Below are 12390 nucleotides of genomic sequence, written 5' to 3'. Positions count from 1 at the left end.
GCCCGCGTTTTCAGGCGAAAGCGCGGGCGCCGTCATTTCCGGATACCGCCATGACCGAAACGACCCGCCCGCTGTGGCAGCCGGATGCCCGGCGCGTCGCGAATGCGAACCTGACGGCCTTCATCGACCGCTATCTGCCGGGCGCCGATTACGCGCGGCTGTACGCGTGGTCGGTGGCCGAGCCGGCAGCTTTCTGGGCGGCGGTGTGGGCGTTTTGCGGCATCGTCCACCACGCGCCGGCGCAGGCGGTGCTCGAACATGCCGACCGCATGCCGGGGGCGGTATGGTTTCGTGGTGCGACGCTCAATTTCGCCGAGAACCTGCTGCGCTACCGTGATGACCGCCCGGCGTTGGTATTTCGGGGCGAGACCGGCGCGCGGCGCGAGCTGAGCTACGCCCAGCTCGCCGCGCAGGTCGGCGCGATGACCGCTGCGCTGCGGGCCTTTGGCGTGCAGCCCGGCGACCGGGTGGCGGGGTATCTGCCGAACATTCCGGAGGCGATCATCGCCATGCTGGCGGCGGCGAGCCTGGGCGCCATCTGGTCGTCCTGCTCGCCGGATTTCGGCGCCCGGGCGGTGCTGGATCGCTTCGGCCAGATCGCGCCCAAAGTAGTTTTCGTCTGCGATGGCTATCACTACAACGGCCGGCCGCAGGATCGTGGCGCGGCAGTGGCGCAAATCCTCGCCGGCCTGCCGAGCGCCGAGCAGGTGGTGGCGGTGTCCTGCGGCGGTGGGCGCGTGTCGCAGGCACCCGTGCCGCTGCACGACTGGGACGAGCTGCTCGCCAAAAACGCCGGCACTGAGCCTGCCTTCACGCCGCTGCCGTTCGATCATCCGCTGTACGTGCTGTATTCGTCCGGCACCACGGGAGTGCCCAAGGGCATCGTGCACGGCGCCGGTGGCACGCTGCTGCAGCACCGCAAGGAGCACACGCTGCACACGGATCTGACGCGCGACGACCGGCTGATCTACTTCACCACCACCGGCTGGATGATGTGGAACTGGCTGGCCAGCGCGCTTGCCACCGGCTGCACGCTGATCCTGTACGACGGCGCGCCGTTCGTGCGTCCGGCCGAGCTGTTCGACATCGCTGCGCAGGAACGTGTGAGCGTGTTCGGCACCAGCGCCAAGTACCTGGCCGCGGCCGAGAAGGCCGGCCTGAAGCCGGCGCAAAGCCACGATCTTTCGGCCCTGCGCACGCTGCTGTCGACCGGCTCGCCGCTGGCGCCCGAGGGCTTCGACTACGTCTACCGCGACATCAAGGCCGATGTGCTGCTGGCGTCGATCAGCGGCGGTACCGACATCTGCGGCTGTTTCATCGCCGGCAACCCGATCGGCCCGGTGTATCGCGGCGAATTGCAGACGCGCGCGCTGGGCATGGCGGTGCGGGTTTTCGACGAAGCCGGCCACGAACTGCTGGGCGAGAAAGGCGAGCTGGTGTGCGTGAAGCCGTTTCCGAGCATGCCGGTCGGCTTCTGGAACGATCCCGACGGCAGCCGCTACCGGGCGGCGTATTTCGAAAAATTTCCCGGTGTGTGGTGCCACGGCGATTACGTGGAACTGAACGCCCGCGGCGGCATGATCGTGCACGGCCGCTCGGATGCCGTGCTCAATCCCGGCGGCGTGCGCATCGGCACCGCCGAGCTGTACCGCGAGGTCGAGCGCTTTGCCGAGATTCAGGAGGCGGTGGCCGTGGGCCACCAGATCGACGACGACGTCGAGGTTGTGCTGTTTGTGCGCCTGGTCGAGGGTCTGACCCTCGACGATGTCTTGCGCCAGCGCCTGCGCGCGGCCATCCGCGCCGACGTCAGCCCGCGCCACGTGCCGGCGCACATCCTGCAGGTGGCCGACATCCCGCGCACAATCAGCGGCAAGATCGCCGAACTGGCGGTGCGCGAGGCCATTCATGGGCGGCCGGTCAGGAACCTGGACGCGCTGGCCAACCCGCAGGCGATCGCCCTGTTCCAGGGCTTGTTCGACGCTTCCTGAAGCTCGGCAACGACCGTGGGGAGCCGTGCCCTTGTGGAGCGGCGCCCCCGCCGCGAATCCCTGATCAAGCCTTCGGCCCGAGGGCGGGCCTCCCACGGGTGTCAAATTCCTGTCGCCGGGACCGGGGCAGCGGGGATCGTGCCGGCGATACGGCGCCATGGGCGCAGGAAATATTTCTAACTTATTGAAAAATTTAAATAAATAAATTGGCATCACGCTTGCTTAGTCTCGGCCTGACCCCTTACACAGGAGCGGATCAGGCATGGCGACTCGGGAAGCGGATCTGGAGCTCGGCGGCGACGCCAAGAAAAGCGCCGGCGGTAAAAAATCGCTGCTGATGATGGGCGGCGGCGCGCTGGCGCTGGTGGCCGTCAGCATCGGCGCCACGGTCTTTCTGGTCGGTGGCAAGTCGGGGCCGGCACCGGCCGCCGAGCACACCCCGGCGAAGGTCGAGGCGCCGGCTACCTACACCGCCCTGGAACCGCCCTTCGTGGTGAATTTCGAGGACGAGGGCGCGATCCGCTTTCTGCAGGTCACGATCGAGGTCATGAGCCGTGAGCCGAAGGTCGCCGAGGCGGTCAAGCTGCACATGCCGGCCATCCGCGACCAGCTGATCGTGCTGTTCAGCGGCTCCGACTACGCCACGCTCGCCAGCCGCGAAGGCAAGGACCAGCTGCGCCAGCAGGCCCTGGACACCCTGAAGAAGATCCTCAAGGCCCAGGGCGCGCCGGACGCCATCGAAGGCCTGTACTTCACCAACTTCGTGATGCAGTGACATGGCTCAGGACGAGTTGGTGTCCCAGGCCGAACTGAGCGCCCTGCTGGACCCGGCGCCGCCTGCGGCGCGGGCCGGCGCACGGGGCATCGAGCCTTACGACCTGACCTGCCGCGTGCCGGCGCTGGACGGTGCCGATCTGCCGGCCCTGACCCGCATCACCGAATACTTCTGCGAAGGCATGACCCGCAGCCTGACCCGCTACCTGGGCCGCGACACGCTGGTGTCGATACGCGGCTCGCAGGTTCGCGAGTTCCGCGATTTCGTGCATGCCCTGCCCGAGCGCGCCAGCGTGCGCGGGCTGGACATCGCGCCGCTGGCCGGTTCCGGCGTGCTGGTCCTGGAACCGGCGCTGCTGTTCACGGTGGTGGAGAGTTTCTTCGGCGGCGGGCGCGCCTCGCCACCGCCCAGCAACCGCGACCTGACCCCGACCGAGCGACGCATGCTGGGCAATCTGCTGGATCTGCTGCTGCCGGAGTTGCAGACCGCCTGGGCGCCCGTGTTGCCGCTGAGCCCCGCCGTGGCCGCGAACGACGTCGACCCGCTGCTGGTGTCGCTGGTCGACCCGGCCGAGATGGTGCTGCTGCAAAGCTACGAAGTGGCGCTGCTGGGCGGCGGCGGTGATTTTCATCTGGCGCTGCCGATGTCGGCCCTGCAGGGCGTGTGGCCGGCGCTGCGGGCCGGCGCCCCGGCGGCCGTGCCCGATGACAGCGCCTGGCGCTCCGCCCTGCAGGCGCGGGTGCTGGAAACATGCCTGTCGCTCACGGCGGTGGTGGCGCGCCGCCAGTCGACCCTGCGCCATGTGCTGGGCTTGCAGGTGGGCGAGCTGCTGACCTTCGAACGGGCCGACGGCGCGCGGCTGGAGGTGGCCGGCAAGCCTCTGTTCACCGGCGAGTTCGGTGTCTTTAACGGTAACAACGCCGTGTCGGTGACGGGCCCGGTGCGCCGTCCATCCGCCGGCCCCGCACATGGAACCCAGGGAGAACCCCGCTGATGGAACTCGAACTCGACCAGAACGTGGCGAATGACGCCCCGGCGCCCGCCGCGGCAGCAGAAGCGGCGCTGCCGCGCAGCGGTGCCGACGTGGGACTGGGGATGATCATGGACATCCCGATCACGCTGACGGTGGAAGTCGGCCAGGCGCGCATGAGCATCGGGCGCCTGCTGGCGCTCGGCCAGGGCGCAGTGGTGGAACTGGACCGCGTGGCCGGCGAGCCGCTCGACGTGCTGGCCAACGGCACGCTGGTGGCGCGCGGCGAAGTGGTGGTGGTGGAGGACAAGTTCGGCATCCGCCTGACGGAGGTCATCAGCCCCACCGATCGCGCCAAGGGCGTGCGCTGATGCGTGTCGCGCCGACCGTGTTGCTGCTGTGCCCGCTGCCCGCACTGGCGGCGCCATCGGTGCTGGCCGCCAGTGGCCAGATGCTGGTCAGCCTGGCGCTGGTGGTGGCGCTGATCGGCGGTCTGTTCGTGCTGCTGCGCCGCTTGCAGCTGCGCACCGGCGGCGCCGGCAGCATCCGCACGCTGGCGGCGCACAGCGTCGGCACCCGCGAGCGGGTGGTGCTGCTGGAAGTGGCCGGCCGGCAACTGCTGATCGGCGTCGCGCCGGGACGCGTGCAGGCGCTGCTGGTGCTCGGCGACTCTCCGGCCAACGTGCCGACAAGCGTGCCGGCCGAGTCGTTTGGCGCCAGTCTGGATGCGGCCGTCGGCGCGGCCGGGCAGGGCGCACCATGAAACGCCTGCTGCTTGCATTGCTGCTGCTGGCGCCACTGCCGGCGCTGGCGCAGGCCGGCCTGCCGGCGCTGACGCTGACGCAGGCCGCCGGTGGCGGCCAGACCTGGAGCGTCAGCCTGCAGGTATTGGCGGTGATGACCTTCCTGACGCTGCTGCCTGGCGTGCTGCTGGCGATGACCTCCTTCACGCGCATCGTGATCGTGCTGGCCATCCTGCGCCAGGCGCTGGGCACCGGTCAGACGCCGTCGAGCCAGATCCTGGCCGGCCTCGCGCTGCTGCTGACGCTGTTCGTGATGGGGCCGGTGCTGAACCGGATCAACGGCGAGGCGTTGCAGCCGTACATGGAAGAAAAGCTCAGCCTGCCCGATGCCGCCCTCAAGGCCGCAGCGCCGCTGCGCCAGTTCATGCTGGCGCAGACCCGCGAGAGCGACATTGCCACCTTCGCCCGCATCTCCGGGCATGACGCCGCATTCGAGAGCCCGGACGCGGTGCCGTTCACGCTGCTGACGGCGGCCTTCGTGACCAGCGAGCTGAAAACCGCGTTTCAGATCGGGTTTCTGTTGTTCATCCCGTTCGTGGTGATCGACCTGGTGGTGGCCAGCGTGCTGATGTCGCTGGGCATGATGATGCTCTCACCGATGATCATTTCCCTGCCGTTCAAGATCATGCTGTTCGTGCTGGTCGACGGCTGGGCGCTGGTCATGGGCACGCTCGCCGGTAGCTTTTACCAGTGAGCACGCGCCGATGACCCCGCAAACCGTGCTCGACGTCGGCCGCGACGCGCTGTGGATGTGCCTGCTGCTGGCCGGCGGGCCGCTGCTGGCGATGCTGCTGGTCGGCCTGCTGGTGGGCATGCTGCAGGCCGCCACGCAGATCAACGAAATGACGCTCAGCTTCGTGCCCAAGCTGATCGTGATGGCCCTGCTGCTGGTGCTGACCGGCCCGTGGCTGCTGCAGACGCTGGTCGACTACACGCAGCGGCTGGTAGCCGGCATTCCGGGCCTGATCGGCTGATGGACATCGACAGTGCCCGCATCGGCGCCTGGGTGGGTCAGTTCTTCTGGCCCTTCCTGCGTCTGTCGGCGTTCTTGCTGGCAGCGCCGGTGTTCGGCGCCCGCAGCGTGCCGGTGCGGGTGCGCATCACCATCGGTCTGGCGCTGACGGTGGTGCTGCTGCCCACGCTGCCGGCCGCACCGGCGCTGGATGTGCTGTCGCCGGCCGGCTTGCTTACGGCCGTGCAGCAAGTCGGCATCGGCGTGCTGGGCGGCTTCCTGCTGCAGCTGTTCCTGGCCGCACTGAGCTTTGCCGGCGAGATGGTGTCGCTGGGCATGGGCCTGGGTTTCGCCTCGCTGGTCGATCCGCAAAACGGCGTCAGCGTGCCGCTGCTGGCGCAGCTGTACGTGATGCTGGTGATCCTGCTCATGCTGGCGGTCGACGGCCACCTGCTGCTGCTGGAGCTGCTGGCGCGGAGTTTCACCACGCTGCCGGTGGGGCCGGTCGGGCTGCGCTTCGAGGATTTCCGCGCCGTGGCCGGCTTCGTCAGCGACATGTTCGCACTCGGCCTGCTGGTGGCGCTGCCGGCGGTCACGGTGCTGCTGGTGGTGAATCTGGCCTTTGCGGTCATCAGCCGGGCGGCGCCGCAACTGAACCTGTTCGCGATCGGCTTTCCGGTGTCGCTGCTGGTCGGCCTGCTGATCGTGCTGCTCACGCTGCCGGCGCTGCCCGGGCAGTGGGCCGGCATCTTCGGGCAGGCCACCGGGCGCCTGTCGGCGCTGCTCGGAGTGCGCTGAGATGGCCGAACACAGCGCACAGGAACGCACGGAAAAGGCCACCGCCAAACGCCTGCAGGACGCCCGTGACAAGGGTCAGGTGGCGCGCTCGCGGGAACTCAATTCGGCCGCGCTGGTGCTGCTGGGCGCCGGCGGCCTGTGGGCGCTGGGCGATCGTATCGGCGGCAGCCTGCTGGGGCTGATGCGCCATGGTTTCGTGTTCGACCGGGCAACCGCCCTCGATCCGACCACCCTGGCGACGCGCCTGGGCGAGGCCGCCGGCCAGGCACTGCTGGCGCTGGCGCCGTGGCTGGTGCTGGCGGTGGCAGTAGCCGCCGCGGCGCCGCTCTTGCTGGGCGGATTTCTGCTGTCGGGCGAGAACCTGCAACCGAAATTCGAGCGCCTCGACCCGGCCAAGGGCCTCAAGCGCGTGTTCTCCGCCCAGGGTGGAATGGAGACGGTCAAGGCGCTGGCGAAGTTCCTGCTGCTCGGCGGCATCGCCCTGCTGGTGATGCGCCAGATGGCGCCGGCGCTGCTCGGCCTTGGCGGCGAGCCGGCGGCGGCGGCCCTGCTGCACGCGGCGCAGCTGACGGCGCGGGCGTTTTTCCTGACCGCCCTTGGTCTGCTGCTGATCGCCGCCGTGGACGTGCCGTTTCAGCTGTGGAACCACGCCAAGCAGCTGCGCATGACCCGCCAGGACATCAAGGACGAGATGAAGGAAAGCGAGGGCCGACCCGAAGTGCGCGGCCGCATCCGCCAGCGCCAGCAGGAGCTGTCGCGCCGCCGGATGATGCAGGACGTGCCCACCGCGTCGGTGGTGGTCACCAACCCGACGCACTACGCCATCGCCCTGCGTTACGACGTGGGTGGCAACGGCGCGCCGCGACTGGTGGCCAAGGGCGCCGACCTTGTGGCGGCGCAGATCCGCGCGCTGGCCAAGGAGCACAACGTGCCGATCCTGGAGCAGCCGCCCCTGGCGCGCGCCCTGTACTACAGCACCCGGCTGGGCGCCGAGGTGCCGCGCGAGCTGTACGCCGTGGTGGCGCAGGTGCTGGCCTATGTCTACCAGCTGCGCACGCTGATGGCGGCCGGTCGCTACAACCTGCCGGACCTGCAGCCGCTGTCGGTCCCCGATGAACTGCAGCGTCCGCGCGGCGGCGTTGCCCACTGATGACGCCAAGGAGCACCTGACGTGAATACCGCAGTCGGCATGGGCAACAACGTACGTGCCCTGGTCGGGCTGGGTCTGGGCACCCCGCTGCTGGTGCTGACCCTGCTGGGCATGATGCTGGTGCCGCTGCCGCCGCTGCTGCTGGACCTGCTGTTCACGTTCAACATCGCGCTGTCGCTGGTGGTGCTGCTGGTGGCGGTGTACGCGCTGCGGCCGCTGGATTTCGCGGTGTTCCCGACCCTGCTGCTGGTGGCGACCTTGCTGCGGCTGGCGCTGAACGTGGCCTCGACCCGGCTGGTGCTGCTGCAGGGCCACACCGGCCCCGGCGCCGCCGGGCACGTGATCGAGGCCTTCGGCGCCTTCGTCATCGGCGGCAACTACGCCGTCGGCCTGGTGGTGTTCATCATCCTGATGATCATCAACTTCGCGGTGGTCACCAAGGGCGCCGGGCGGGTGTCGGAAGTCAACGCCCGCTTCACCCTGGATGCCATGCCCGGCAAGCAAATGGCGATCGATGCGGATCTGTCGGCCGGCGTCATCACCCAGCAGCAGGCGCAGGTCCGGCGCGAGGAAGTGCGCCAGGAAGCCGACTTCTACGGCGCCATGGACGGCGCCAGCAAGTTCGTGCGCGGCGATGCCGTGGCCGGCGTGCTGATCCTGATCATCAACATCCTGGGCGGCATCGCCATCGGCATGGGCCAGCACGGCATGAGCGCCGGCGACGCCGTGCGCGTGTTCAGCCTGCTGACCATCGGCGACGGCCTGGTGGCGCAGGTGCCCTCGCTGCTGCTGTCGGTGGCGGCGGCCATCCTGGTGACGCGCGTGTCGCAGTCGCAAAACGTCGCCACGCAGGTCAGCAAGCAGTTGCTGGCCAACCCGACGGCGCTGGCCATGGCCGGCGGCCTGGTGGGCATTCTGGGTGTGGTGCCGGGCATGCCGCACTTTGCCTTTCTGGCACTGGGCGCGGGATTAGGTGGCGCCGCCTGGCGTATCGCCAAGCGCCAATCCACCGCTGTCGCCAGCCCGGATGCCGGCGCCAAGGCCCTGCCGGCGCCCGACGAACACAAGGAACTGGGCTGGGAAGAGGTGGCCGGCGTGGACCTGGTGGGTCTTGAGGTCGGCTATCGGCTGATTCCACTGGTCGACAAGGCGCAGGGCGGCGAGCTGCTGACCCGCATCAAGGGCGTGCGCAAGAAGCTGTCGAAGGAACTGGGCTTCCTGCTGCAGCCGGTGCACATCCGCGACAACCTGGACCTGCCGCCGGGCGGCTATCGCATCACGCTCATGGGCGCCACGGCCGGGCAGGGCGAGCTGCTGCCGGACCGCGACCTGGCCATCAATCCCGGCCACGTCACCACGCCGGTGCCGGGCATCGCCACCAAGGATCCGAGCTTTGGCCTGGACGCGCTGTGGATCGAGCGGGGCCTGCGCGAGCAGGCGCAGATGGCCGGCTACACCGTGGTCGATCCGGCCACCGTGGTCGCCACGCACCTGTCGCAGGTGCTGATGCACTCGGCCCACGAGCTGCTGGGCCACGAGGAAGTCCAACAACTGCTGGACCGCCTGGCGGCGCAGGCGCCCAAGTTGGTCGAGAACCTCACGCCCAAGGTCCTGCCGCTGGGCACCGTGCTGCGCGTGCTGCGCAACCTGCTGCAGGAAGGCGTGCCGGTGCGCGATCTGCGCAGCATTGCCGAGTCTTTGGCGGAGCACGGCGCGCGCAGTCAAGATCCCGACGTTCTGACCGCCCTGGTGCGGGTGGCGATCGGTCGCGGCATCGTGCAGGAGCTGTTCGGAATGGCGCCAGAGCTAGCACTGATGACGCTTGACCCAGAGTTGGAACGCATCTTGCTGAAAGCCGTTCAAGGCGGCGACGGCGCCCTGGGTCTGGAGCCCGGCCTCGCCGAACGCCTGCGGGGCCTGCTGGCCGACGCGGCGCAGCGCCAGGAGCTGCTCGGTCAGCCGGCGGTGCTGGTGGCCCCGAATGCGCTGCGGCTGTGGCTGGCGCGCTTTGTGCGCCACCTGGCGGTGGACCTGAAGGTTCTGGCCTACGAAGAGCTGCCGGAGAACCGCCAGGTGCGGGTTGTTGCAAACATCGGTGGACGCTGAAGCGCGTTCGCCCAGACACGGAGACACGAGCATGCAGATCAAGCGCTACAGCGCTCCGGACATGCGCCGGGCATTGCACTTGGTGCGCCAGGCCCAGGGCTCGCAGGCGGTCATCCTGTCCAGTCGCCGCCTGTCGGACGGGGTCGAAGTGATCGCCGCCGACGAATACGACGCCGCCCTGGTCGAGCGCCTCGCGGCCGCCGACCACGGCGACGCCTTGCCGCCCGGCACCGGCAGGGAACTGCCGCCCGGCGGCCACGGCGATCTGCCGGGCCCGGCCGATCTGGATCGACTCGCCTGGGCGGTCGACCCGGCCATCGCTCAGCTGCGCAGTGAACTGACCACCCTGCGCGCGCTGCTCGAAACCGAACTGCGCCAGTCCGCGCTGGCCCGCCGCAGCCCGCTGCAGGCGCAGCTGGCGCAGTATCTGGAGCAGCTCGGTCTGGCAGCGCCGCTGATCGGATCGCTGCTGGAGCAGCTCACCGAAACGCAGGACCTGGGCGCCGCCTGGCGCGAGGTACTGGGCCAGCATTTGACCGCGCGCATCCCGATCGCCGACGACGACATGCTGGCCGAAGGCGGCGTGGTGGCCTTGCTCGGCCCGACCGGCGTCGGCAAGACCACCACCATCGCCAAGCTGGCCTCGCGCTTCGTGCGTGAGCACGGTGCCCGGCACCTGGGCCTGCTGACCACGGACAACTACCGCATCGGTGCCCACGAACAACTGCAGAACTACGGCCGCCTGCTGGGCGTGCCGGTACAGATGGTGGACTCGGCGGAGGACCTGACCACCGCCCTGGCGGCGCTGGCCAACAAGCGCCTGGTGCTGGTGGACACCGCCGGCATGAGCCAGCGTGACCTGCGCCTGGGCGAGGCCCTGGCCGGCCTGCAGCACAGCGGCCTGCGCAGCTACCTGACCCTGGCCAGCAACGCCCACGAGACGATGCTGGACGAGACCATCAGCGCCTTTGGCAAGCTGCCGCTGGCCGGCTGCGTGCTGACCAAGCTCGACGAATGTCCGAGCCTTGGCGCCACCCTGTCGGCGGTGATCCGCCACCGCCTGCCGGTGGCCTGCGTCACCGACGGCCAGCGCGTGCCCGAGGACCTGCGCCCGGCGCGCGCCCGCGATCTGGTCAGCGTTGCCGCCCAGCGCATGCATGCCCGCGCCGAGCAGGCGGCGGCGGTCGCGCCGGAGCCGGCCGTCGCTGCCCGCCGGGTGGCCGCCCATGCTTGAAGCGGCCTTCGACCAGGCGCGCGGCCTGCGCGCCACCAAGCCGGTGCAGGTGGTTGCCATCACCGGCGGCAAGGGCGGTGTCGGCAAGACCAATGTATCGGTCAACCTGGGCGTGGCGCTGGCCCAGCGCGGACGCGGCGTGATGCTGCTCGACGCCGACCTGGGTCTGGCCAACGTGGACGTGCTGCTGGGACTGCGGCCCCGCTGGACCCTGGCCCATGTGCTCAGCGGCGAGCGCGAGCTGCCCGAGGTCATCGTCGAGGGCCCGGCCGGGCTGCGCATCGTGCCGGCGGCATCCGGCGTGGCGGGCATGGCCGATCTGCCGCCCAGTGTCTACGGCGGCCTGATCCAGGCCTTCGGGCAACTGGCGGTCGACCTTGACGTGCTGCTGGTGGATACCGCCGCCGGCGTCTCGGAAGGCGTGATGAGCTTTGCCCGCGCGGCGCAGGACGTGTTGGTGGTGGTCTGCGACGAGCCGGCCTCGCTGGCCGATGCCTACGCCCTGATCAAGCTGCTGAGCACCCAGCACGGCGTGAGCCGGTTCCGGGTGCTGACCAACATGGTCCGCCGCGCCCGCGACGGGCGCGAGCTGTTTCACAAGCTGCTGTCGGTGTGCGATCAGTACCTGGACGTGGTGCTGGAGTTCGCCGGCGCGGTGCCGTTCGACGACTACCTGCGCAAGGCCGTGCAGCAACGCCAGTCGGTGCTGGAGGCCTACCCGCGCAGTCCGGCGGCCTTCGCCCTGCGCCAACTGGCCGAGCAGGTGGAGCACTGGCCGCGCGTAAGCGGCGCCAGCGGGCATCTGGAGTTCTTTTTCGAGCGCATGTTGCGGCCGGCCACGGCCGCGGTGGGAGGTTCAGCATGAGCGCAGTTCTCGCCTACGACAAGGCCGGCCGGCCCGAGGTGGCGGCACAGGAAGTGGACCGGCTGGTGCGTGCCCACGCGCCGCTGGTCAAGCGTATCGCCTATCACCTGCTGGCCCGCCTGCCGGCCAGCGTGCAGGTGGACGACCTGATCCAGGCCGGCATGATGGGCCTGATGGAAGCGGCCCGACGTTACGACGATGGCCACGGTGCCAGTTTCGAGACCTACGCCGGCATCCGCATTCGCGGCACCATGCTCGACGAGCTGCGCCGCGGCGGCTGGCTGCCGCGCACGGCCCTGCGCAAGCTGCGCCAGCTGACCGAAGCGACGCGTGCCGCCGAGCGTGAACTCGGCGGCGAGGCATCGCCGGAGGCCATCGCGCGCCAGCTGGGCATGGACATGGACGGCTACTACACGCTGGCGCGCGAGGCGTCCGAGTTCGGCGTGGTGCGCTTTGCGGACCTGGGCGGCGAAGAGGACGAACCCTGGGAGAACGGCATCGCCGACACCAGCCCCGGCCCGCAGGCGCAGGTGGAGGACGATGACCTTCGCACGCGCATCGCCGGCGCCGTGGACCTGCTGCCGGAGCGCGAAAAACTGGTCATGTCCCTGTACTACGAACAGAACCTGAACCTGCGCGAGATCGGCGAGGTGCTGGGCGTGAGCGAGTCGCGCGTGTGTCAGATCCACGGCCAGGCACTGATCCGCCTGCGCGCCCGCCTCGGCGGCCGCGATTGAGCCCTGGCGGCG

The 12390-nt window shown here is 69.6% G+C and carries 13 protein-coding genes; all 13 read left to right on the top strand.

Going from position 1 to position 12390, the window contains the following annotated elements:
- The first annotated feature begins 50 nt into the window (after positions 1-50).
- The 13 genes from PG2T_RS01175 (at position 51) to PG2T_RS01115 (ending at position 12378) form a co-directional block, all read left to right on the top strand.
- The gene (locus tag PG2T_RS01175; RefSeq protein ID WP_068802452.1) at positions 51-1988 is read left to right on the top strand and encodes an acetoacetate--CoA ligase; all 1938 of its coding nucleotides are present in this window, start codon (positions 51-53) and stop codon (positions 1986-1988) included.
- Between the two features lie 262 nt (positions 1989-2250).
- Positions 2251-2763 (top strand): flagellar basal body-associated FliL family protein, encoded by a 513-nt coding sequence (locus PG2T_RS01170; RefSeq protein ID WP_068802451.1) that lies wholly within the window; start codon positions 2251-2253, stop codon positions 2761-2763.
- 19 nt (positions 2764-2782) lie between these two features.
- Positions 2783-3757 carry a flagellar motor switch protein FliM gene (locus tag PG2T_RS01165; protein ID WP_158513113.1) on the top strand — a complete coding sequence of 325 codons (975 nt, stop codon included), beginning with the start codon at positions 2783-2785 and terminating at the stop codon, positions 3755-3757.
- The gene (fliN, locus tag PG2T_RS01160) at positions 3757-4104 is read left to right on the top strand and encodes a flagellar motor switch protein FliN (RefSeq protein WP_068802449.1); all 348 of its coding nucleotides are present in this window, start codon (positions 3757-3759) and stop codon (positions 4102-4104) included. Before PG2T_RS01165 ends, fliN begins: the two co-directional genes overlap by 1 nt.
- Positions 4104-4496, top strand: coding sequence for a FliO/MopB family protein (locus tag PG2T_RS01155; protein WP_068802448.1), 393 nt, complete (start codon positions 4104-4106; stop codon positions 4494-4496). Before fliN ends, PG2T_RS01155 begins: the two co-directional genes overlap by 1 nt.
- On the top strand, positions 4493-5230 hold the full coding sequence (fliP, locus tag PG2T_RS01150; protein ID WP_068802447.1) for a flagellar type III secretion system pore protein FliP: 738 nt from the start codon (positions 4493-4495) through the stop codon (positions 5228-5230). Before PG2T_RS01155 ends, fliP begins: the two co-directional genes overlap by 4 nt.
- Before the next feature lie 10 nt (positions 5231-5240).
- Positions 5241-5510 carry a flagellar biosynthesis protein FliQ gene (fliQ, locus tag PG2T_RS01145; protein ID WP_068802446.1) on the top strand — a complete coding sequence of 90 codons (270 nt, stop codon included), beginning with the start codon at positions 5241-5243 and terminating at the stop codon, positions 5508-5510.
- A complete protein-coding gene (gene fliR / locus PG2T_RS01140) occupies positions 5510-6286 on the top strand; it encodes a flagellar biosynthetic protein FliR (RefSeq protein ID WP_145930950.1) in 777 nt (258 codons plus the stop codon). Before fliQ ends, fliR begins: the two co-directional genes overlap by 1 nt.
- Before the next feature lies 1 nt (position 6287).
- A complete protein-coding gene (gene flhB, locus PG2T_RS01135; RefSeq protein ID WP_068802445.1) occupies positions 6288-7436 on the top strand; it encodes a flagellar biosynthesis protein FlhB in 1149 nt (382 codons plus the stop codon).
- 39 nt (positions 7437-7475) lie between these two features.
- Positions 7476-9542: a flagellar biosynthesis protein FlhA gene (gene flhA, locus PG2T_RS01130; protein WP_068802444.1), complete on the top strand. Its 2067-nt coding sequence runs from the start codon at positions 7476-7478 to the stop codon at positions 9540-9542.
- Positions 9543-9573: 31 nt separating this feature from the next.
- Positions 9574-10776: a flagellar biosynthesis protein FlhF gene (gene flhF, locus PG2T_RS01125; RefSeq protein WP_068802443.1), complete on the top strand. Its 1203-nt coding sequence runs from the start codon at positions 9574-9576 to the stop codon at positions 10774-10776.
- Positions 10769-11641, top strand: coding sequence for a MinD/ParA family protein (locus tag PG2T_RS01120; protein WP_068802442.1), 873 nt, complete (start codon positions 10769-10771; stop codon positions 11639-11641). The genes flhF and PG2T_RS01120 overlap by 8 nt, the downstream gene beginning before the upstream one ends.
- Positions 11638-12378 carry an RNA polymerase sigma factor FliA gene (locus tag PG2T_RS01115; RefSeq protein WP_083214679.1) on the top strand — a complete coding sequence of 247 codons (741 nt, stop codon included), beginning with the start codon at positions 11638-11640 and terminating at the stop codon, positions 12376-12378. The genes PG2T_RS01120 and PG2T_RS01115 overlap by 4 nt, the downstream gene beginning before the upstream one ends.
- Positions 12379-12390 lie beyond the last annotated feature (12 nt).

The sequence above is a fragment of the Immundisolibacter cernigliae genome (assembly GCF_001697225.1).
GTDB lineage: Bacteria > Pseudomonadota > Gammaproteobacteria > Immundisolibacterales > Immundisolibacteraceae > Immundisolibacter > Immundisolibacter cernigliae.
The sequence above is the reverse complement of the archived record's forward strand: the minus strand, read 5'-3'. Positions and strand labels throughout refer to the sequence as shown.

Bases quoted from the DNA above. Each gene is read 5' to 3' on its own strand.
- PG2T_RS01175 (WP_068802452.1), top strand. From the start codon at position 51: ATGACCGAAACGACCCGCCCGCTGTGGCAGCCGGATGCCCGGCGCGTC.
- PG2T_RS01170 (WP_068802451.1), top strand. From the start codon at position 2,251: ATGGCGACTCGGGAAGCGGATCTGGAGCTCGGCGGCGACGCCAAGAAA.
- fliN (WP_068802449.1), top strand. From the start codon at position 3,757: ATGGAACTCGAACTCGACCAGAACGTGGCGAATGACGCCCCGGCGCCC.
- PG2T_RS01155 (WP_068802448.1), top strand. From the start codon at position 4,104: ATGCGTGTCGCGCCGACCGTGTTGCTGCTGTGCCCGCTGCCCGCACTG.
- fliP (WP_068802447.1), top strand. From the start codon at position 4,493: ATGAAACGCCTGCTGCTTGCATTGCTGCTGCTGGCGCCACTGCCGGCG.
- fliQ (WP_068802446.1), top strand. From the start codon at position 5,241: ATGACCCCGCAAACCGTGCTCGACGTCGGCCGCGACGCGCTGTGGATG.
- fliR (WP_145930950.1), top strand. From the start codon at position 5,510: ATGGACATCGACAGTGCCCGCATCGGCGCCTGGGTGGGTCAGTTCTTC.
- flhB (WP_068802445.1), top strand. From the start codon at position 6,288: ATGGCCGAACACAGCGCACAGGAACGCACGGAAAAGGCCACCGCCAAA.
- flhA (WP_068802444.1), top strand. From the start codon at position 7,476: ATGGGCAACAACGTACGTGCCCTGGTCGGGCTGGGTCTGGGCACCCCG.
- flhF (WP_068802443.1), top strand. From the start codon at position 9,574: ATGCAGATCAAGCGCTACAGCGCTCCGGACATGCGCCGGGCATTGCAC.
- PG2T_RS01120 (WP_068802442.1), top strand. From the start codon at position 10,769: ATGCTTGAAGCGGCCTTCGACCAGGCGCGCGGCCTGCGCGCCACCAAG.
- PG2T_RS01115 (WP_083214679.1), top strand. From the start codon at position 11,638: ATGAGCGCAGTTCTCGCCTACGACAAGGCCGGCCGGCCCGAGGTGGCG.